This window comes from Halomarina salina (assembly GCF_023074835.1).
Lineage (GTDB): Archaea > Halobacteriota > Halobacteria > Halobacteriales > Haloarculaceae > Halomarina > Halomarina salina.
Genome location: NZ_JALLGW010000001.1, coordinates 15,099 through 35,703, shown reverse-complemented (window position 1 = coordinate 35,703; position 20,605 = coordinate 15,099). Strand labels below are relative to the sequence as shown.

The window sequence follows — 20,605 nt, the reverse complement described above, 5'->3', positions numbered from 1 at the left end:
CGTCCCGGTCGTCTCGACGCTCTCCGGAATAGTCGGTTCTGTCGCGCTCACTCCTGACCCGTCGACGAACGGGACTCGGGAGCAGGTCAGTCGTCCGAGCGGTGCTGGAAGTAGAGCATGAGCACGATGCCCGGCAGGCCGAAGCACGCGAACGCGAGCAGGGCGACGATCATCAGGTCCGTGCCGGTGACGAGCAGGGGCGTCACCGCGTTCCAGACCCCCGCCATCACGGTGCTCATCCGCCCGCTCCCCAGTCGTCGAGACTCGACTGGAGTCCGGCGGCCATCTCGGAGGTGCGCCGGAGTCGGTCCATCGAGATGGGGAGCCGCGGGGCGATCTCGGTCACGGCGTCGGAGAACGTCTCGGCGACGCCGGGTTCGCCCTCGGAGAAAGCGTTGCGGACCGACTCGCGAATCTGCCAGACGCCGACCGGTCCCCAGTAGTCCTCCGAGACGTGGCGGAGGACGAGCACCTTCGCCTGCCGTCCCTCGTCGGCGAGATACTCCAGCGCGCCCAGTCTGCTGGCGTAGTACGCGCCCGCCGTCTCCTCGACGTAGGCGCTGCGACCCTGGTTGTTCTCGTAGTCCGACCCGACGAGGTAGTCGCCGTCCTTCCAGTTCCAGATGCTCCCCGGTGCCTTCATCTCGACCAGTTCGAACTCCCAGTCGCCCGGCGAGAGTATCACCCAGAAGTGGTTCCCCAGGTACTCGTTGTACCATACCTTCGTCTCGTCGACGCTGGGGGCGTTGCGGATGGAGCCACGGAGGAACTTCCCGACGGTGTCGTCGACGGCGGTGATGGACCACCGCGTCGGGACGAGTTTCCGCTGGCGGGTCTCTCCCAGCGCGCCCGCCGAGAGGATGGTGTTGATATCGTAGACGTCGAACCCGCGGTTGTAGAGGTAGTTCATCGCGCCCTCGGCGCGCCAGTCGTCGTCCGAGAGCGTCTTCTCGACGGCGCGGGGGACGTGGGGGTTCTCGGTGAGTTCCGCCGATTTGGCCGTCGCGCGCGGGCCGGTCGGCGTGGAGATGTCCTCCAGCGTCACGTCGAGGTCGATGTCGACCGGTCCGTCGAGTCCGACCTCCACGTCGACCGGTCGGTCGGCGATGGCCACCTCCCGCTGGACGCCGGTGAACCCGTCCCACTCGTCGGCGACGTGGACGTTCGTCCGCTGGTTGGAGTTCAGCAGGTTCGTCCGCGCCTGGAACACGTCCGAGATGGTGTACCCCGAACGGTACCAGTCGGAACTGGTCTCGTAGTTCGCCGCGTGCTCCGGGTCGGCGACGGGTGCGAGCACGCCCGCCGACACGTCCGGGTACGACGACCGCCCGACGAAGATGGATGGGGACGTCGACCCGAACAGCGAGTCACCCTGTACGGCCTCGTCGAACTGCTGTTCGACGTCGGCGAGGTACTCCGTTATCTCGTAGGACTTCTCGCGGGCCAGGCGGCGCTTGCGGGCCGCCTCCCCCTCCTCCAGTTCCGTGAAGTACTCGCCGAGGTCCATTCGGTTCGTATCTGGAGCCACCGGCGTATCAACCTCTCGCCAGCACGGTGAAAGTGAACGCAGGACGCTCGCCTCACCGACGGCGCGGAGTGCCGCCGCTCGGGAACTGTGACCCTGGAAAACCGCTCGGGAACGGAACTGGACGGCTACGAGTGGATGCCCATCGCTTCGATCTGCTCCTGGTAGCGGTTGCGGATGGTGACCTCGGTCACCTGCGCGACGTCCGCGACCTCGCGCTGGGTCTTCTTCTCGTTGCAGAGCAGTGAGGCGGCGTAGATGGCGGCGGCGGCGTAGCCCGTCGGGGACTTGCCCGACAGCAGGCCGTCCTCCGCCGTCTTCGTGATGATCTCGTTGGCCTTCGACTGGACCTCCTCGGAGAGTTCGAGTTCAGAACAGAATCGGGGGACGTACTTCTTGGGGTCGACCGGTTCCATCTCCAGGGAGAGTTCCTGGGAGATGTAGCGATAGGTGCGGCCGATCTCCTTGCGCTCGACCCGCGATACCTCCGAGATCTCCTCGAGCGAGCGCGGGATGCCCTCCTTGCGGCACGCCGCGTAGAGGGCCGAGGTGGCGACGCCCTCGATGGAGCGCCCGCGGATGAGGTCCTCGCTCAGCGCGCGACGGTAGATGACCGACGCCACCTCTCGTACCGACCGTGGTACGCCGAGTGCGCTGGCCATGCGGTCGATCTCGCTGAGCGCGAACTGGAGGTTGCGTTCGCCGGCGTCCTTCGTGCGGATGCGCTCCTGCCACTTGCGCAGGCGGTGCATCTGACTGCGCTTCTTCGAGGAGATAGAGCGACCGTAGGCGTCCTTGTCCTTCCAGTCGATGGTCGTCGTCAGCCCCTTATCGTGCATCGTCTGCGTCGTGGGAGCGCCCACGCGCGACTTGTTCTGACGCTCCGAGTGGTTGAACGCCCGCCACTCCGGACCGGGGTCGATCTTGTCCTCTTCGACCACGAGGCCACAGTCGTCACAGACCAGCTCCCCCCTGTCAGTCGACTTCACGAGGTGGTCCGACCCACACTCCGGACACACACGTGTTTGTTCCTGCTCCGATTCGGACTCCTGCTCACGCTCCCGAGTACGGGTGGGCCGTGTCATCGCGTTTTTATAGTATTACGGGAGCTCTATTTAAAACTTTGCATCGGTTGGGTGTCGAGGGTCTGGTCGGAATCGGGGCACTGAGCGCCGATGACGGGGAGTTTACCCGCGGTTTCACCGCCGACCGCAACCCACTTCATTCCACCCACGAGACCGCGGGGTATGCCGGTTATCGAGTGCGACCCAGACGAGGCTCGAACGCGACTGGTCGACGCGGGCGTGACCGTCCGCGAGGGCAACACCGACCACGAACGCTGGCGGGCCGACCACGAGGGCGCGACGGCCGTCGCCTACGACGACAAGGTCGTCGTCCAGGGGGGGAACCCGACCCGTCTCGTCGGCGTCCTCCAGGGCGGTGGCGGCCGTGCCCACGTCTACTTCGACGGGGCGTCGCGGGGCAACCCCGGTCCCGCCGCCGTCGGGTGGGTCATCGTCACGGGCGACGGTATCGCCGCCGAGGGGGGCGAGACCATCGGTCGGGCGACGAACAACCAGGCGGAGTACGCGGCGCTCACCCGTGCCCTCGAGGCGGCGGCCGACCTCGGGTTCGACAGCCTCCAGATCCGCGGCGACTCCCAGCTCGTCGTCAAGCAGGTGAAGGGCGCGTGGAACACGAACGACCCCGAACTCCGCGAGAAGCGCGTCCGGGTGCGCGAACTGCTCCGCGAGTTCGACGACTGGTCGCTCGAACACGTACCGCGCGAGATAAACGACCGCGCCGACGAACTAGCCAACGACGCACTCGATGACTGACGACGACCGCTCTACGGCAGCAGGCACCGACCGAGACGACGAGTACGGCGCGGAAGACGCCGACGAGTCCGACGGGACCGCCGACTCGGCAGAACTCCCGGAGTCGGTGGTCGAGGAGGCGGAGCGCCTGACGCGCCTCGCGCGTGACGCCGTCGACCCCGACGAGGCGACGGCCGCTCGCGAAAGGCGCAGCGACCTCCTCGACGACTACGCGTTCGTCGCGCGGGAACGTGACGACGACGTGCTGGTCCTTCACCCGGCCGAGTGGGTCGCGGACGGGTCGGTGCGAGTCGAGCGTATCGACGACACCGAGCGCGCGGTCGAGGTTCCGCTCGAAGAACCGGCCGACGACGCCGACTGGGAGTCGGTCGACGCGCACAACCAGTCCGTCGTCGCGGCGGTCCGAGAGCGCCACGGCGACGTCCACGGCGACAACGCCGCGGCGTTCGCGGACTTCATGGGCAACCACTACCTGAAACCCATCGAGGAGGCGACCGACCGAATGCGCGCGGAGTTCCTCGCGGAGTACTTCCCGCGCAACGCGTGGCCGAGCGACGACCAGCGGGCGGTCGTCGAGGAGTCCGTCGAGAAGACGATGGCCGTCGCTCGGGAGTGAAGCGCGCGATAAAAACGGAATCGCTGTCGGTCTCTACTGCTCGACGGTGTCGATGAGTTCGCGCAGGTCGCTCGCACGCGAGTCGTCGACGACGTAGCGCGAGAACACCCAGCGAAGCTGGTCGAGGACTGCCTGCTTGCCGTCCTCGGTCAGCGCGTACTGGTTCGTCCGCTTGTCGAGTTCACTCTTCTCGACGAGGTCGAGCTCCACGAGGTCGTCCAGGTTGGGGTAGAGTCGCCCGTGGTTCACTTCGGAGTTGTAGTACTCCTCGAGCTCTCGCTTGATAGCGAGCCCGTATCGGGGCTCCTCGGCGAGGATGACGAGGATATTCTGTTGGAACGCTGTCAATTCGCGGCTGATGCCCGGGTCGCCAGCTACTGACTGTGCCTCTGACATGAGTGAGGGGAGGATACGCCGCTATTTAAAACTTCTCAACCAATAACGTGTTCGTCAGCAATATCGCCTTACTGCGAAGGGTTTTCCATTCATAATTATGCAGAGACAATCGCTATTTATAGACACTACGGAATGGATAGATATCGTGTTAGTATAGTGACGACCGTGCCGAAAGTACTTTTTGGCCGTTGCGCGCACATCCGACGATGACGAATCTCTGGGAAGACCTGGAAACGGGGCCGAACGCGCCCGAGACCATCTACGCCGTCGTGGAGTGCCTGAAAGGCGAGCGCAACAAGTACGAGTACGACAAGGACATCCCCGGCGTCGTCCTCGACCGCGTGCTGCACTCGAACGTCCACTACCCGTCGGACTACGGGTTCATCCCGCGGAGCTACTACGACGACGAGGACCCCTTCGACGTGCTCGTCCTCGTCGAGGACCAGACGTTCCCCGGCTGCGTCATCGAGGCGCGCCCGGTCGCCCTGATGAAGATGGACGACGACGGCGAACAGGACGACAAGGTCATCGCGGTGCCGGAGGAGGACCCGCGCTACGACCACATCGACGACCTCGACGACATCCAGCAGCAGACCCTCGACGAGATAGACGAGTTCTTCACGACGTACAAGAATCTGGAGAAGGGCAAGGAGGTCGAGACGCTCGGCTGGGAGGACAAGCAGGCCGCCCACGACGCCATCGAGCACGCACAGGACCTCTACGAGGAGCACTTCGGGTAGTCAGGCGAGGGCGGTTTCTTCTCGACAGTTCTCCCCGATACGCCGACCAGCGTCGCCTGTCCGGTCCGGAGATTCCTGCCGGTAATGTCGGCACACGAGCGACATGTGTTATGATTATGGGTAATTATTAGTCCGTAGATGCGGTAGCGTTTACCGTAATGAGCGCCCGTCAGTTCGGCATGCACCACCGGACCGTCGTCCCGGAGAACTTCGAGCGACCGCCGCGGACCGCCGAGGAACTGGAGGCGGAGTCGGCGGACCCGCTCGACGCGGAGACGGAGTAGCGTCGGCGATAGCCCCCTCGGACTGCCGCTGTCTATCCGTCGCGTACCAGCCGTAGGCAGCGTGTGAGAGGGGTAGCTTCTTGTATCCTAGTCGTGGTAGGCCTACCATGGGATTGTTCGACCGGCTTCGTGGCGGTGACGGCCCCCGCGTCGCCTTCTTCGGTATCGACGGCGTCCCCTACAGCCTCGTCAGCGACAACCCCGACGAGTTCCCGAACCTCTCCGCGATGGCGCGCGACGGCACGGCTGGCGCTATCGACAGCATCGTCCCGCCCGAGTCCAGCGCCTGCTGGCCCTCGCTCACCACCGGTGTCAACCCCGGCGAGACGGGTGTCTACGGCTTCCAGGACCGCGAGAACGGCTCGTACGACACGTACGTCCCCATGGGTCGGGACGTGCAGGCGACGCGGCTCTGGGATCGCGTGACCGACGCGGGCCGCGAGGCGACGGTGATGAACGTCCCCGTCACGTTCCCGCCACAGCGCAACGTCCAGCGCATGGTCAGCGGCTTCCTGTCGCCGAGCGTCGAGAAGGCGGCGTACCCCGACGACCTCCGCGAGACGCTCGAATCGGTCGGCTACCGCATCGACATGAACTCCAAACTCGGCCACCAGGAGGACAAGTCGGAGTTCATCGACGACGCGTTCGAGACGCTCGACGCCCGCTTCGAGGCGTTCAGCCACTACATCGAGGAGGACGACTGGGACCTCTTCTTCGGCGTCTTCATGACCACCGACCGGGTCAACCACTTCCTGTTCAAGGACTACGAGGACGACACCGACGACAAGGAGCTGTTCATGGAGTTCTACAAGCGCGTCGACGAGTACCTCGGGAAGCTCCGCGAGATGCTCCCCGAGGACGTCACGATGGTCGTCGCGAGCGACCACGGGTTCACCAGCCTGAACCACGAGGTCCACTACAACACCTGGCTCCGCCAGAACGGCTGGCTGGACTTCGACGGCGAGGACCACGACTCGCTGGCCGACATCTCCGACGACACCCGCGCCTACGCGCTCATCCCCGGCCGGTTCTACATCAACCTCGAAGGCCGCGAACCGCGCGGGAGCGTCCCCGAAGACGAGTACGAGGACGTGCGCGACGAACTGAAGGCCGACCTCGAAGCGATGGAGGGGCCGGACGGCTCGAAGGTCGCCGAGCGCGTCGTCACGAAGGAGGACGCGTTCCGCGGCGCACACGACGACATCGCGCCGGACCTCGTCGTCATCCCGAACCACGGCTACGACCTCAAAGCCGGGTTCAAGGACGGCGGCGAGGTGTACACCAGCGGCCCGCGGAACGGCATGCACAGCTTCGACAACGCCTGCCTGTTCGTCGACGACGAGAACGTCCACATCGGCGACGCCGACCTGCTCGACATCGCCCCGACGCTCCTCGACCTGATGGACCTGGAGTACGACCGCACCGCGTTCGACGGCTCCAGTCTCACCCGCGCCTGAACCGGTTCTCCCGTCCGACCGAACGCTCGCTTCGTCCCTGTCTCGTCTCGTTCCTGACCCGCCTCGTTGCTCTGAAACCCGCAGCATCGCTCTCCGAGCGTTCAAGTAGCAGGCCGAGACCAGCGTCGTCCATGACCGACACCCCAACTACCGACTCCTCGCTCGCCGACCGCGTCGACGCACTCGAACGCGCGCTGACCGACGGGTCCGACGACGCCACTGCCGGCGATACGACGCTCCCACCGACGACGAGCGTCGACCCCGACCGCGTCGAGACGCTGGAAGCCGACGTCGCCGACCTCCGGGCCTCCGTCGAGTCGCTTCGTGCGGTCGTCGGCGACATCGAGCAGCGAGTTTCCGAGACACACGCGGCAGCGTCGGACGCACCCGCTTCCGACCCACCAGTGACCCGAGCGACCGACGGCGATTCGACCGCGAACGACGAGCGGTTCGACGAGGCTCACGGCCCGCTCCACGCACCGACGGGCCGGGAGCTCTCGACCCCTGTCGACGCGTCGGCGTGGGACACGACCGAGGAGTCGGAGACCACCGACGAGGAGGAGGCGGACAGCGGTCTCCTCGCCCGCGTCGGCGACGCGTTCTGAGCCGTGGCCCTCCGCGTCGTCCTCGCAGTCCTGCTCACCCTCGCGCTACTCGCCGTGTCCCTGCCCGCCGTCGACGACGCCCGCAGCACCAGGGCCGCGACGGCCCTCGACGACGCGAGCGAGCGGGTTCGAGCCACCGGCGAGCGACTGGCCGCAACCAGCGACCCAGCACTGGGCGAGACGGCCGCCCGCCACAGCCTCCGCCTCGACCTGCCGACTCGTGGCTGGGGCGCACGTAGTGGGCGACTCCGACTCCGCGACGGGCGCGTGGCGTGGCGGGTCGGCGACGGCCAGTGGCACGTCGACCGGCTTCCGTCGCTGGTCGTCCCGGACGGACCGCTCGTCGTCGTCGGGCGAGCGCGACTGGTTCTCTCCCACCGACACCGTGCCGGTCGGTCGGTCGTCGTCGTCCGGCGAGGGTTCAAGTCGGAGAACGCGACCACCGCCGCCCGTGACCTTGCTCGACCGCTTCCGCGACGAGACCGACGCGGACTGTCGCTGCGCCACCTCGTTCGACGGTGACCGACTCGTCGTCGACGCGGCCGACTGTCCCGGTGCGGGTCGTCTCGCGACCGAACCGGCCTGCCGTACGACGGTCGTCGGCGCGCTGACCGACCGGGACGCCGAGTGCGTCGTGACCAGTGCCAACGGGGTCGAACGCGCCTACGAGGACGAGGCGGCCGCGTTGCTGCTCGCCGCCGGTCGGTTCGCCGACCTCGCGGCGTTCCACGACGAGACGCTCGCCGGTCGGGTCGGTCGCGACCCGCTCGACGTCGCCCGACAGGCGTCGGGTCGCGCCGGCCCCGTCGCCGACGTCGCGGCCGAGACCGGCCTCGCGGAACTGGCCGCCCGCGCCGCGAGCGAACGCGAGGCGCTCCGACCGTCCGTCGGCCCGACGGTCGCCCGGTCACGCGTCGCCCGCCGGCTCCCGGAGGCGGCGACGCTCGTCGACCGGCGGGACCTCTCGACGGGTGCGGTGGTGCGCATCTACGAGCGTCCCGGCGACGACCTGCCGACGTACCACCTCGTCCCGGTCGAACTCGAACTGGACGCCTCGGCGCTCGCCACGCTCGCCGCCGCGGCCGACCACCTGGCCTCGGGGACCGTCCCTGGCGGTGACCGTGGCGAACGCGCCCCGGCGCGTGCGGTCCGGGCGGCCGTCGAGTCGGAGACGACTGCTCTCGGCGACGGGTCCGAGCTACCGGTCGAGACGGTGCGGCGCGTCCTCCGCAAACACACCCGCGGCAACGGCGTGCTGGAGGACCTGTTCGCCGACCCGGCCTGCTCGGACGTGTTCGTGACCGCTCCCGCCGACGAGGGGACGCTCCGGGTCCACGTCGACGGGCGGCCGATGCGGACGAACGTCGGTCTCACGGAGCGGGGCGTGGAGACGCTCGCCTCCCGGTTTCGGCGGGCGAGCGGTCGCGCGTTCTCCAGGGCGTCGCCGACGCTCGACGCGACGACGGAGGCGGGCGACCGCCGGGTTCGCGTCGCGGGCGTCACCGACCCCGTCAGCGACGGCGTGGCGTTCGCGTTCCGCGCACGCGACCGGGGGACGTGGACCCTCCCCGGACTGGTCGACGGCGGCACGCTCCCGGCGGACGCGGCAGCGCTCTGCTCGCTGGCGGTCGAGCGCGGTGCCGCCGCCCTCGTCGCCGGTGGCCGCGGGGCGGGGAAGACGACGCTCCTCGGTGCGCTCACGTTCGAACTCCCCGCCGCCGTGCGCACCGTCGCCATCGAGGACACGGCCGAACTCCCGGTCGAGACGCTCCAGCGAGTCGGCCACGACGTCCAGCGACTCCACGTCGACACCGACGACGGACTCGGGCCGAGCGAGGCCCTCCGGACCGCACTCCGACTCGGCGAAGGCGCACTCCTCGTCGGCGAGGTGCGGGGGAGCGAGGCCCCGGCGCTGTTCGAGGCGATGCGCGTCGGGTCGAACGACGGGGCTGTCCTCGGAACGGTCCACGGCGAGGGGGCGTCGGGCGTCCGCGCCCGCCTCCGCGACCACGGCGTCGACGACGACGCGTTCGCCGCGACCGACCTGCTGGTGACCTGCGAGCGGACGGCCGACGGGAGACGCGTCGCCCGCATCGAGGAGGTCACCCGCGACGGCGGGTTCGCGACGCTGTTCGACCGCGACCGCTCCGGACTGACCGCGACCGGCCGCGTCGACCGGGGGAACAGCCGGCTCGTCGCTGCCCTCGCCCACCCCGACGAGTCCTACGCCGACGTACGGGGTGCGCTCGCCGACCGTACCGAGTGGCTGGGGCGAACCGTCGAAGGGGGCGACCTCGCCCCCGACCACGTCGTCGCCGCCCACGCACGACGGCGCGAACGATGCTGACGGACGACGCGGAGACAGGTCGGCTCACCGCCTTCGTCGCGTACGTCGCCGGTATAGTGAGAGGTTGCGAGAGTGACAGTGCCACGACCGCCGAGGACACCGACACGCTCGCCGAGTCGCTCGCCCTGCTGGAGTGGTCCACCGAGGCCGCTACCGTCCGTCGTACGGCCGACACCGCCGCACTCCTCGGCCTCTGTCTCGCACTCCCGACGGCGGCCGTCGCCCCGCGGGCCACACCGCTCGTCGTGGTCCTGGCGGGCGGTCTCTGGTACGGTCTCCGCCGCCTCCCGAACGCGCTGGCGACCGCCCGCGAGTCGGCGGCTATCGGGGCCGCGCCGGTCGTCGTCTCCCACGCCGTGCTCCGGATGCGGCTGGAGCCGACCGTCGAGCGCGCGGCCGAGTTCGCCGCCGAAGCGGACGACGGCCTGCTCGCCCGGTCGCTCGCCGACCACGTCCGGCGCGCCCGCGGGACGCCAGCGTCCGGTCTCGGCGCGTGGGGCGAGCAGTGGGGTGACCGCTTCCCCGCACTCCGCCGCGCCACGTCGCTCGTCGAGGCGGCGGGCCGCGCCCCCGCGAGCGAACGTGGCCGGAGCCTCGACCGGGCGACGCGAGCCATCCTCGACGGTACCCGCGAGCGGACGGCGAGCGCCGCCGCCGCGCTCCAGGGACCGGTGACCGCACTCTACGCGTTCGGCGTCCTCCTGCCGCTGGCGCTTGTCGCCGTCCTGCCAGCCGCGCGGGCGGCCGGCGTCGGCGTCACGCTCCCCGTCGTCGTCGCCCTGTACGACCTCGCGCTGCCGCTCGCCCTCGCGTGCGCCAGCGGGTGGCTCCTCCTGCGCCGACCCGCGACGTTCCCGGCGACGCCGGTGCCTGCCGACCACCCGGACCTGCCCGCGCACCGCTGGCCGTCGCTCGCGGGAGCAGCCGTCGTCGCCGTCGTCGCGTGGGTCGTCGTCCCTCGACTCCTCCCGGCGTGGTCCGGCCCGCTCGTCGCGCTCGGGGGCGGCCTCGGCGTGGCGCTCGTCGGCTGGTTCCGGCCCGCAGTCGTCGTCCGGAAACGGACGCGCGCCGTCGAGGAGGGACTGCCGGACGCGCTGTACCTGGTCGGTCGGCGGGTCTGTGAGGGTCGTGCGGTCGAGACGGCCATCGACTCGGCGGCCGAGGAGGTGACGGGACCGGTCGGTGCCGTGCTGGCCGACGCCGCACGCCGTCAGCGGACGCTCCGGGTCGGCGTCGGCGAGGCGCTCTACGGCGAGTACGGTGCGCTGGCGTCCGTGCCGAGCACGCGCGTCCACAGCACGCTCCGGTTGCTCGTCGTCGCCGCGCGCGAGGGCGCTCCCGCGGGCGACGCACTCGTCCTCGTCGCCGACCACGTCGAGCGACTCCGGTCGGTCGAGCGGGAGGCCCGTCGTGACCTCCGGCGCGTGACGACGACGCTCGCCAACACCGCCGCCGTGTTCGGACCGCTCGTCGCAGGCGTCACCGTCGCACTCGCCGACTCGATGGGTGGCCGGTCGCTCTCACCGGATGCTGTCGGGACCGGAACGGAGGAGGCGGTCTCGTCGGGCGTCGCCTCCAGCAGTGCGACGGCGACAGGGACTGCTAGCGCCGCGCCACTCCCCACCCCAGGGCTCGCGCTGGCCGTCGGTGCGTACGTCCTGTTGCTCGCGGCGTTGCTGACGGCCCTCGCGACCGGCCTCGAACACGGTGCCGACCGGGCGCGCGTCGGCTACCGGGTCGGACTCGCGCTCCCGGCGGCGACGGCGCTCTACGTCACGGCGTTCCTCGCAGCGGGGCTGTTGACCTGAGTTCACGGTCACGATACGATTCGACCGGTCGGTCCCGAGGTTCAAGTAGGAACACCGGGCCAGCGCGCCCATGGACAGGCACCTCCCGGCCGACGCGGTTCCCGTGTGGGTCGGCCTCGCCCTCGCCAGCGTCGCGTTGCTCGGCGTCGCTCTCGGCCTGCCGACGGGCGCACCCGACGCCGACCGCCCCGCAGCGACCGTCGACCGCGTCGCCGCGTCGTCGTTCGACGCGACGGCGACCGCCACCTTCGAGACGCGCTCGCGCCTCGAACTCGGCCCCCACGGTCTCGACCGCTGTCGCGACGACGCCTGCGCTCACGCCACGTTCGCGTTCGGTCCCGTCACGCCCGTGTCGGGCGAGTCATCGCTCTCGGCGGTGCTGCGCGGGACCGCTCCCGAGCAGGTGTTCGACTCGCCCGCGTCGTTCCAGCGGGCCGCCCGCGACGCCCGCGATGGGGAAAGCGTGGTCGTCCCGGACGCGACTCGACTGCACGCACGCCGCGTCACGTGGGGAGGTGTCGATGTCACGCTCGTCGGCGCGTAGGGGGCAGGTCGAACCGGTGGCCGCCCTCGTCGCCCTCGCGGTGGTCTGCGCCGCGCTCTCGCTGTACGCGGGGGTCCTCGGCGATACGCTGGCGGTCACCGGTGGTTCCTCCTCCGACCCGACCGCCGAGTCGGTCGCCGACCGCGCTCGTGGCCACCTCACGCCCGCTGGCGTCGCCGACCCCGACCGCCTCGACGGCGTTCCGGGAACTGCTCCCGACGGCTACCGACTCAACGCGACGCTCGCGTGCCGCGATGCGGGGGCCGGTACGGGGGGCGAGTGGACCGTCGGTCCCGCACCGCCATCGACGGCCGAGCGGGCGGTCGTACCCGTGAGCGTCCGCGTCGCCCCCGGTCGGGTGCGGCCCTGCCGACTCGCGGTGGTGGTCTGGTCGTGAGAGCAGTCAGCACCGTCGCGGACACGCTCGTCTTCCTGCTGCTGGTCTCGGCGGCCGTCGCGACGCTCGTCGTCTCGCCCTCTGCGCCCACGCCGCCGCGTGCCGACCCGACCGCGGAGACGCTCGCCACGACGACGCTGTCGGTCCCGCTCCAGGCCACCGACGGGACAGACCACCAGCGGACCGCCAGCGGCACGCCTGCGGGGTTGCTCGGGCGGGCCGCGCTCGCGAACGCCACGCTCGACGGTCGCCGACTCCTTCCAGGGTCGTTCCCGCGACGGGTCGCCCTGGCCGTCCACGACGCGCGTCCCGTCGCGAACGTCCGGGTCGTCGCTCGCTGGCGGCCCTATCCCGGAGCTTCGCTCTCGGGTCGCGTCGCCGCCGGGTCACCCGCACCACGCGACGCCGTCACCGACGTGGCCGTCGTGACCGTCCCGAGCGGAATCGCACTCGACACGGACCGAGCACGGGCGGCGGCCGACGACGGATTCCGTCCGCTCGCGCGAACAGTCGCGGAGCGGTTCGTCGCGCGACTGTTCCCACCCGGTGCGGGTCGGTCGAACCTCGGCACGGATGCTGCCCGCGCGCGGACCGCTCCACGGTATCGACGGTTCGCGGCGGTCGTCGGTGCCGAAGTGCGCGGCCCTCTGGCGAACCGGTCCGCGACGACTGCTCGCGACCGTCTCGCGGACGCGCTCGCGGCCCGACTGACGACCGACATGCGTCGTCGGTTCGAGTCGCCACGGCGGGCCGCCGCGGCGCTGACGCTCGATACGGTCAGACTCGCGGTGGTGCGCTGGCGATGAGGCTGGCCGACGACACCCGCGGTCGCGTCCCGTTCGCCCTGCTCGGCGTCGTCCTCCTCGTCACCAGCGCGACGGTGGCGACGACGCAGTTCGGGGGACCGACCGCGACCCAGGACCTGGCGGTCGACCGCGCGATGCGCGAGGCGACGGCCACCACCCAGACCGCACTCCGCGAGGCGGTGGCAGATGCCGCCCGCGACGCCGCACGGAATCCGGTCACCCAGCGTGCGCCGACGGCGTACGGCCGCGTACTGAACGACTCGGAGACGTTCGAGGACGCGCTCCGCGTCCGTATCTACCTCGCTGCGCGGGAGCACCTCGGGGCGGTGTCGGCCACTGCAGGCCCCGTCACGGCTGATCCGGCGCTCCCTGGTGTCGACTCTCCCGCCGACCTCCGGGCGGCCAAACGCCGGGTCCACGTCTCGCGGGCGGGACCGAACGGCACCGCGCTCCGGGTGCGAATCGAGGGGGTGCAGGTTCGGGCGAGTCGCGCGGAGCGAATGGTCGGTGAGAAGCACGTCGCGCCGACGGTCACCGTCGCGTCGCCCGTCCTCGAACTCCACGACCGGGTCGAGCGCTTCGAAGAGCGCCTCGACGCCGGCGTCACGTCGCCGGGCTTCGGACAGCGCTTCACCGCCGGGATGTACGCGCTGGCGTGGGTCCGCGGCGCGGCCCAGTACCGCGGCGCACCGGTCGCCTCCGTCGTCGGGAACCAGCACGTCGCGCTCGCGGCGAACGACGCCGTGCTGGGCGTCCAGCGCGCGACGCTCGGCGACACCGACTCGCGGAGCGACGAGGCGCTCGCGGCCGCCTGGGCACGGGCGCTCGCCACGGACCTCGCGCCCGGGTCGATTCCGGGGCCGGTCGTCGAGGAGACGCTCGACGAGGCCGAACGCGGGGTCGGTCGTCTCGACGGGAGCGTGCGGAACGAGACGGTCGACGTGTCGCCGACGGCCGCGGCCGACCGCGCGCTCGCGGCGTCGAACGAGACGACGCTCGACCGCATCGTCCGGCGTAGCTACGCCGTCGACACGCGGGTCGTCAGCGCCGTCTCGTCGTCGGGGGTCACCACCGACGGCGACTCCCGACCCGGCCCGAACTGGACCCGCGTCGACGCGGCGACCCGGACCGAGCGGACCGTCGCTGGCGCGTCGAGCGCCGACACCCCGACCGCGAACGTCCCGACGGACTGGCGGACCTTCCGCCGCTACGACCGTCGCGTGACCGTCCGTGAGGTCACGACGACGCGCTGGCGGCGCGGCGATGAGACCACGACTACCACCTCGGTCCGAGCCAGCGAGCACCGCGTCTCGCTGGCCGTCGTCGGGCGGCACTCCCCAGAGAGCCGCGTCGCTCGGCGCGGCGTGGACGGGGTGTACGAGGAGCGCGGCGCGCTCGGCGGTCCGAACCTACAGGGAGTGCCGTCGGCTGCCGTCGACCGAGTCGTGACCGACCGCGGCGGAGCCGACGCGCTCGCCCGTCGCGCCGTCGGGGGGACGCTCGACGGCGACGCGGTTCGGGTCCTCGGCGACCGTCCGGCCGGCCTTCGCTCCCGGCTCGACGAGGACATCGCCGCCCTCGACCGGCGCGTCCGGAACGTCTCGGTGACGCTCCCGCAGGTCGACGTGGGAACGTACGCCGTCTCGCCGCCTGCCCGACTCGCGGCGCGAATCCGCGCCAAGCGCGGCGACCTGATCGACGCACCAGCCACCTACGACGGGATGGCCGACAGGACCCGCGTTGCCGTCCGGCGCGCGTACCTCGACTCGCTGCTCGACAGTCTCGACGCCCGTGCCGAGGAGCGCCGGGAGACGCGCTCGGACCTGGACGAGTCGCTCGGAGAGCGCGGGAGTTCGCTCGCCGACGTGCGGCGCTCGCTGGACGTGGCGACCGACGACTCGACCGACCCCGGCCCGGTCGGTTCGACCGACGGTCTCGGCGGACCGCTCGGCGTCACCGTCGACACCGCGCCGTCGTACCTCACGCTCGACCCGGTCGCACGCGAGCGATTCGGCGACGGTGCGGGGAGCGTCACGCCGCTCGACGCGCGCAACCTGAACTGGGTGACGGTGCCCTACGGCGACGGCGCGGGCTGGTTCGCCCGACTGCTCGCCGGGCCGGAGCGCGTCTCGCTGCGCTCGGCCGCCGGGACGCTCCGTGCGAGCGGTCGGTTCTCGAACTCGTCGGCGACCGACCGCGAGGCACTCCGCGGCGAGGTGCGCGACGGCGTCGCGTTCGTCCGGGGCCGCCTCGCTCGCACGCTCGCCGACGAGGGCGTCTGTGGTACCACGTCCGACTGTCGCGGCGTCGTCACCGCGGGACTCGGGCGCTGGGAGACGCCCGCCGCCCGAGCGCTGGCGCTCGCCAACGGCTCCGCGGCCGAGCGGGTCACCGCGGCCGCGTCGGTGTCGGGCGGCGAGGAGCGCCTCGCTGCGACGCTCCGGACGACGACCCGCGAGGCGCTCCGTGAGGACGGCGCGCGCCCCACCGAGTCGTCCGTCTCGCCCGTCTCCGAGGGAAACCGTGCAGCGCTTCGGGGCGCGGCGAGACAGGTCGCCACGGACGCGGGCGAGGAGGCGACGAACCGCGTCCTCCAGCGCGTGTTGAACCGGACGCTCGACGACGTTCCGCTCGGTCTCCCCGTCGCGCCGGTGCCCGGCTACTGGTACGCGACGCTCAACGGCTGGTCGGTGTCGGTGCGGGGCACCTACGAGCGACTGACGGTCCGCTCCAGGCGCGGCGCGCGCGACACGACCTACGTCCGCGACGGGTCGGCGGTCGCAATCGACGTGGACGGAAACGGCGAGCGGGAGCGACTGGGCGTCGCTCCGAGGGTGTCGTTCGAGGCGTCGACGACCGTCGTGGTCGTCGTCCCGGCAGGGAACCGCGGCGTCGCTGACGTCGACGGGACGCGAGACGAGCGCTCGCCGGGCTACGACTGAACCGGACCGCGACACGGAACGCTGCTCCTCGTCCCGGTCGACGCCCTCGACGACGGCGCACTCGACACGTAAACGCACTTCAACGCGCCCCCGCTACGGGTGGTATGATTCAGGACATAGTCGCGGACCCGGCCTCGCTCTCCGTCGACGAACTCCGCGCGAGTTACGAGGACCGACTCCGCGAGACCATCGACACCGTGGGGGCGAGTACCGTCGCCGACGAGGCGGGCGTCGCCCGGTCGACGGTCGACGCGATAGCCGAGGGGGAGGACGTCGAGGTGACGCTGGAGGAGGCGGCCGCCATCCTCGGGACGGAACCCGAGACGCCGCCCGCGGACGCCATCGAGGCCGAGGCGCTCGACGCGCTGATGATGGGGATGTCGATGGCCGTCCTCGACGTCGAGACGCTGTCGAGCCACATCGACGCGCAGATAGAGCCCAAGGAGATCCAGCAGATGATCGAGGGGCGCTTCCCGGTGACGCTGGCGGAGTACGCCCGCATCCACCACGCCATCGAGTCGCGCAAGCCATGAGGGTCGTCGTCCTCGGCGCGGGCTACGTCGGCCTCGAACTGTGTCGCCGACTCGCGACCGACCACGACGTGACCGGCGTCAGGCGCTCGGACGAGGGCATCGCGGCCGTCGAGGCCACCGGCGCGAGCGCGGTCCGGGCGGACGTCACCGACGACACCGAACTGTCGGTCGTCCCGGACTGCGACGTGCTGGTGTTCGCCGCGTCGTCGGGAGGCCGTGGAGCCGAGGCCGCCCGCGAGGTGTACGTCGACGGGCTCCGCACGGTGACCGAGCACTTCGCGGCCCGGCCGTCGCCACCGGAGCGACTCGTCTACACTTCCTCGACGAGCGTCTACGGCGACCACGGCGGCGAGTGGGTCGACGAGGAGACGCCCCTCGACCCGCAGACCGAGAAGACGGAGGTGCTGGTCGAGGCGGAGCGCGTCGCGCGCGAGGAGGCTCCGGAGCACGGTATCGACGGCACCGTCGTGCGGTTCGCTGGGTTGTACGGTCCCGACCGCTACCGACTGGAGCGGTACGTCGAGGGGCCGGTGACGGAAGGGTACCTGAACATGCTCCACCGCGACGACGCGGCGGGCGTCCTCCGGTTCGTCGTCGACACCGACCCGGACGACGAGGTGCTGCTGGCGGTCGACGACGAACCGGTCGACCGCTGGTCGCTGGCCGACTGGCTGGCCGACGAGTGCGGCGTCGAACCCCCCGAGAAACGCACTACAGAGGAACGACTCGACGAGGACGACCTCTCCGACGCCGCCCGTCGCCGCCTGCAGACGAGCAAGCGCTGCTCGAACGACCGCCTCCACGAACTGGGCTACGGGTTCGAGTACCCGACGTATCGAGCGGGGTACCGAGCGGCTATCGAGGCGTACCGCGCCGACATCGACCTCGCGGAGTAAGTGCCCCCGTGCCACCGACACGACGAGTCACCGTCGCGGACGACTGAAGCACGCCGAGCGAGAACGACGGGTATGGTCACGAAGGAGGCGACGTGGGCGTACCGCAACGAGTTCCCCGAGTTCGCGCGGACGTACTTCCGGCGGTTCGGCGAGGGCGTCGTGTCGAGCGTCGGTCTCGGCACCTACCTCGGCGACCCGACCGACGCCGTCGACGAGCGCTACGAGGAGACGGTCCGTCGCGCGGTCGAACACGGCATCAACGTCGTCGATACGGCCATCAACTACCGCCACCAGCGGTCGGAGCGCGCGGTCGGGCGAGCGCTGGAGGCCGCACGTACCGACCGCGAGGCCGTCATGGTCGCGACGAAGGGCGGTTTCGTCCCGTTCGACGGAGAACGACCCGACGACCCAGGGGCCTACATCCGCGAGGAGTACGTCGACAGCGGCATCGCGGAGTCCTCGGCGTTCGCCCGCAACGTCCACTGCATCGCGCCCGACTACATCGACGACCAGCTGGACCGCTCGCTGGAGAACCTGGCCCTCGACTGCGTCGACCTCTACTACGTCCACAACCCGGAGACGCAACTGGAGACGAACTCGCGCGAGGACGTCTACGACCAGCTAGAGGCGACGTTCACGCGCCTCGAAGAGCGCGCGGCGGCGGGCGACATCCGTCACTACGGCGTGGCGACGTGGCAGGCGCTCCGGGTCGCGCCGGACCACGACCAGCACCTCTCGCTGTCGGAGCTGGTCGACCGGGCGCGGTCGGCCAGCGACGCGGCGGGGACGGAGGCGACGCACTTCCGTGCCGTGCAGTTGCCGTTCAACGTCCACATGGCCGACGCGTTCACCGTGGCGGCCCACGACTCGGTCGAGGGGCCACAGAGCGCGCTCCGATTCGCCCACGAGTCGGGGCTGAGTGCGTTCACGAGCGCGTCCATCGGACAGGGAGAGCTCGCGCAGGAGGGGGCGATTCCGGACGCCGTCGACGAACGGTTGGCGGGCGACACGCCCGCGCAGCGAGCCATCAACTTCGCGCGCTCGGCACCGGGGGTGACCTGCTCGCTCGTCGGGGCGAGTTCGGTCGACCATCTGGACGAGAATCTCGCTGCGGGGACGTTCGAACCGATGGGGGCGAACGCGTTCGACGAGACGTTCGAGTGAGGAGCGCCCGGTTCAGCCGAGCTGTCGCCACTCGGTGCCACACTCGGAGCAGGTCCGGAGCTTGCCGACCTCGTCGGGGTCCGACTTCGTGTCGAGCGGCTCCTCGCAGGTCGCACAGACCAGTCGCTCGTAGGTGTCCTTCTCGATGTCGCCGGCCCGGAGGCCCTTCCGAACGGATTCCATAGCCTGCCTTGGGGGAAGGGTGGTAAAAAAGGCGCCGTCCGCGTGCGCGACGCGCTCGCACGGTCCGATTCCGGACCGTGAGGCTCCCGTTCGCGTCGCTATCGGTGGTCCGTGCGTCACCCCGACCCACGACAGAGAGTGTCTGTTCCGCAAGCTTTGACCCCACCCGGTCGATACTCCCTCCGTGTCTCGTCGTCAGGTGTTCGGTTCCCTCTGCGCGATGGTGTTCCTCGTCAACCTCGCGCGTATCGTGTTCGCCCCCCTCGTCGTCCCCCTCGAACAGGAGTTCGGGGTGACGGCCTCGACCCTCGGTATCATCACCGGGCTGACGTGGTTCGGGTCGGCCATCCCCCGGTTCCCGGTCGGCTACCTGCTGACGAAGGTCTCGCGCGAGACGGTCGTGTTGCTGTCGGGCGTCGTCCTCACCGCCTCGGCGGTGTACACCGCGCTCGCGCCGTCGTTCTCGGTCGACCTCGCGGGGCAGACGCTCACGCTCACGCCCGTCGGGTCGCTGATGCTCGGCGCGTTCTTCCTCGGCACGGCCAGCGGGGGGTACTTCCTCTCGGCGAACCCGCTGCTGAGCGAACTGTTCCCCTCGCGGGTCGGTCGGGTGATGGGCGTCCACGGCGCGGCGAGCCAGTTCGCCGCCGTCGGGGCCGCGCCCATCGTCGTCGCCGTCCTCGCGGTCGCGGACTGGCGGACGACGTTCTACCTGCTGGCGGCCGTCTCGGCGCTGGTGACGGTCGTCACGTACCTGGTCGGTCGGACGCTGGAGACGACGAGCGGGACCCCCGACCGCGACCTTCTCAGTGCGGCCCGGACCCAGTGGCGACTCATCGTCGCCGGTATCGCGTTCGTCGCGGTCACGGGACTCGTCTGGAACGGGGTGTTCAACTTCTACGTCAAGTACCTCATCGAGGCGAAGTCGCTGTCGGACCCCGCGGCGAACACCCTGCTGACGGTGCTGTTCGCGGCGGGCATCCCCGCGTTCGTCGTCGGCGGTGACCTCGTCGAGCGCCTGCCGAAGGTGCCGCTGCTCATCGGTATCTCGACGACGTTCGCCGTCTCGCTGCTCGCGCTGTCGGCGGTGTCGGGGTTCGTCGCCATCGCCGCCCTCAGCGTCGTCGTCGGGTTCGTCATCCACATGCTGTTCCCCGCGGCGGACACCTACATGCTCTCGTCCACTCCTGACCACCAGCGCGCGAGCACCTACGCGGTGTTCAGCGGGACGATGATGCTCCCGCAGGCGGTCGGGTCGGTCGCGTTCGGTGCGCTCCTCGACGCGGGGTTCGCGTGGGAGTCGCTCGTGTCGGGGGCGGCGGTCACCGTCCTCGCCGTCATGGGCGTCCTGTTCGCCTGCTACCAGTTCGGTCTCCTCCCCGAGCGCGCGGTGCGGCCCGACCCCTCGCCGGCGCGGTCGTCGATGGCCGCCGACCCGGTCTGTAACGACGACTGACGAGACGGACTGACGGCGACCGACTCGATTCGCGCGGACTTTTCCCGTCGCCGCCCGCACGGACACCC

At 70.6% G+C, this 20,605-nt stretch carries 22 protein-coding genes; 17 read left to right on the top strand and 5 right to left on the bottom strand.

Going from position 1 to position 20,605, the window contains the following annotated elements:
• Positions 1–86: 86 nt before the first annotated feature.
• The 3 genes from MX571_RS00185 to MX571_RS00175 all read right to left on the bottom strand — a co-directional run bounded on the left by MX571_RS00185 (position 87) and on the right by MX571_RS00175 (position 2,610).
• Entirely contained in the window at positions 87–239 is a 153-nt protein-coding gene (locus tag MX571_RS00185; protein ID WP_247413581.1) for a hypothetical protein, read from the bottom strand.
• Entirely contained in the window at positions 236–1,507 is a 1,272-nt protein-coding gene (gene nreA / locus MX571_RS00180; protein ID WP_247413580.1) for a DNA repair protein NreA, read from the bottom strand. Before nreA ends, MX571_RS00185 begins: the two co-directional genes overlap by 4 nt.
• 146 nt (positions 1,508–1,653) lie before the next feature.
• The gene (locus tag MX571_RS00175; RefSeq protein WP_247413579.1) at positions 1,654–2,610 is read right to left on the bottom strand and encodes a transcription initiation factor IIB; all 957 of its coding nucleotides are present in this window, start codon (positions 2,608–2,610) and stop codon (positions 1,654–1,656) included.
• A gap of 162 nt (positions 2,611–2,772) precedes the next feature.
• On the opposite strand from MX571_RS00175, the gene rnhA reads away from it, so the two are divergent.
• Positions 2,773–3,363, top strand: coding sequence for a ribonuclease HI (rnhA, locus tag MX571_RS00170; protein ID WP_247413578.1), 591 nt, complete (start codon positions 2,773–2,775; stop codon positions 3,361–3,363).
• On the top strand, positions 3,356–3,979 hold the full coding sequence (locus MX571_RS00165) for a DUF7108 family protein (RefSeq protein ID WP_247413577.1): 624 nt from the start codon (positions 3,356–3,358) through the stop codon (positions 3,977–3,979). Before rnhA ends, MX571_RS00165 begins: the two co-directional genes overlap by 8 nt.
• A 33-nt stretch (positions 3,980–4,012) precedes the next feature.
• On the opposite strand, the gene MX571_RS00160 is transcribed toward MX571_RS00165, so the two are convergent.
• Entirely contained in the window at positions 4,013–4,375 is a 363-nt protein-coding gene (locus tag MX571_RS00160) for a PadR family transcriptional regulator (protein ID WP_247413576.1), read from the bottom strand.
• Positions 4,376–4,581: 206 nt separating this feature from the next.
• Here MX571_RS00160 and MX571_RS00155 point away from each other — a divergent pair, with 206 nt between their 5' ends.
• The 14 genes from MX571_RS00155 (at position 4,582) to MX571_RS00095 (ending at position 18,898) form a co-directional block, all read left to right on the top strand.
• Positions 4,582–5,115, top strand: coding sequence for an inorganic diphosphatase (locus MX571_RS00155; protein WP_247413575.1), 534 nt, complete (start codon positions 4,582–4,584; stop codon positions 5,113–5,115).
• A 158-nt stretch (positions 5,116–5,273) separates the two neighbouring features.
• Positions 5,274–5,399, top strand: coding sequence for a hypothetical protein (locus MX571_RS22255; RefSeq protein WP_282594440.1), 126 nt, complete (start codon positions 5,274–5,276; stop codon positions 5,397–5,399).
• A 107-nt stretch (positions 5,400–5,506) separates the two neighbouring features.
• Positions 5,507–6,856 carry an alkaline phosphatase family protein gene (locus MX571_RS00150; RefSeq protein WP_247413574.1) on the top strand — a complete coding sequence of 450 codons (1,350 nt, stop codon included), beginning with the start codon at positions 5,507–5,509 and terminating at the stop codon, positions 6,854–6,856.
• A gap of 131 nt (positions 6,857–6,987) precedes the next feature.
• Entirely contained in the window at positions 6,988–7,461 is a 474-nt protein-coding gene (locus MX571_RS00145; protein ID WP_247413573.1) for a hypothetical protein, read from the top strand.
• Positions 7,462–7,464: 3 nt separating this feature from the next.
• The gene (locus MX571_RS00140; protein WP_247413572.1) at positions 7,465–7,983 is read left to right on the top strand and encodes a DUF7311 family protein; all 519 of its coding nucleotides are present in this window, start codon (positions 7,465–7,467) and stop codon (positions 7,981–7,983) included.
• Positions 7,913–9,808 carry an ATPase, T2SS/T4P/T4SS family gene (locus MX571_RS00135; RefSeq protein WP_247413571.1) on the top strand — a complete coding sequence of 632 codons (1,896 nt, stop codon included), beginning with the start codon at positions 7,913–7,915 and terminating at the stop codon, positions 9,806–9,808. Before MX571_RS00140 ends, MX571_RS00135 begins: the two co-directional genes overlap by 71 nt.
• Positions 9,802–11,616, top strand: a complete 1,815-nt coding sequence (locus MX571_RS00130; protein ID WP_247413570.1) for a type II secretion system F family protein — start codon at positions 9,802–9,804, stop codon at positions 11,614–11,616. The genes MX571_RS00135 and MX571_RS00130 overlap by 7 nt, the downstream gene beginning before the upstream one ends.
• Positions 11,617–11,686: 70 nt before the next feature.
• Positions 11,687–12,160: a DUF7283 family protein gene (locus MX571_RS00125; RefSeq protein ID WP_247413569.1), complete on the top strand. Its 474-nt coding sequence runs from the start codon at positions 11,687–11,689 to the stop codon at positions 12,158–12,160.
• Positions 12,138–12,557, top strand: a complete 420-nt coding sequence (locus tag MX571_RS00120; RefSeq protein ID WP_247413568.1) for a DUF7285 family protein — start codon at positions 12,138–12,140, stop codon at positions 12,555–12,557. Before MX571_RS00125 ends, MX571_RS00120 begins: the two co-directional genes overlap by 23 nt.
• Complete coding sequence (locus tag MX571_RS00115) at positions 12,554–13,363, top strand: DUF7284 family protein (protein WP_247413567.1); 810 nt, start codon at positions 12,554–12,556, stop codon at positions 13,361–13,363. Before MX571_RS00120 ends, MX571_RS00115 begins: the two co-directional genes overlap by 4 nt.
• Positions 13,360–16,305 (top strand): DUF7286 family protein, encoded by a 2,946-nt coding sequence (locus tag MX571_RS00110; RefSeq protein WP_247413566.1) that lies wholly within the window; start codon positions 13,360–13,362, stop codon positions 16,303–16,305. The genes MX571_RS00115 and MX571_RS00110 overlap by 4 nt, the downstream gene beginning before the upstream one ends.
• 104 nt (positions 16,306–16,409) lie before the next feature.
• Positions 16,410–16,838 (top strand): DUF5791 family protein, encoded by a 429-nt coding sequence (locus MX571_RS00105; protein WP_247413565.1) that lies wholly within the window; start codon positions 16,410–16,412, stop codon positions 16,836–16,838.
• Positions 16,835–17,734 carry an SDR family oxidoreductase gene (locus MX571_RS00100; RefSeq protein ID WP_247413564.1) on the top strand — a complete coding sequence of 300 codons (900 nt, stop codon included), beginning with the start codon at positions 16,835–16,837 and terminating at the stop codon, positions 17,732–17,734. Before MX571_RS00105 ends, MX571_RS00100 begins: the two co-directional genes overlap by 4 nt.
• 72 nt (positions 17,735–17,806) lie before the next feature.
• Entirely contained in the window at positions 17,807–18,898 is a 1,092-nt protein-coding gene (locus MX571_RS00095) for an aldo/keto reductase (RefSeq protein WP_247413563.1), read from the top strand.
• A 12-nt stretch (positions 18,899–18,910) separates the two neighbouring features.
• Here the strand turns inward: MX571_RS00095 and MX571_RS00090 are convergent, their stop codons facing one another.
• On the bottom strand, positions 18,911–19,081 hold the full coding sequence (locus tag MX571_RS00090) for an HVO_0758 family zinc finger protein (protein ID WP_247413562.1): 171 nt from the start codon (positions 19,079–19,081) through the stop codon (positions 18,911–18,913).
• Between the two features lie 184 nt (positions 19,082–19,265).
• Between MX571_RS00090 and MX571_RS00085 the strand changes: the two genes are divergently transcribed.
• Positions 19,266–20,537, top strand: coding sequence for an MFS transporter (locus tag MX571_RS00085; protein WP_247413561.1), 1,272 nt, complete (start codon positions 19,266–19,268; stop codon positions 20,535–20,537).
• The last annotated feature ends 68 nt before the right edge of the window (positions 20,538–20,605 follow it).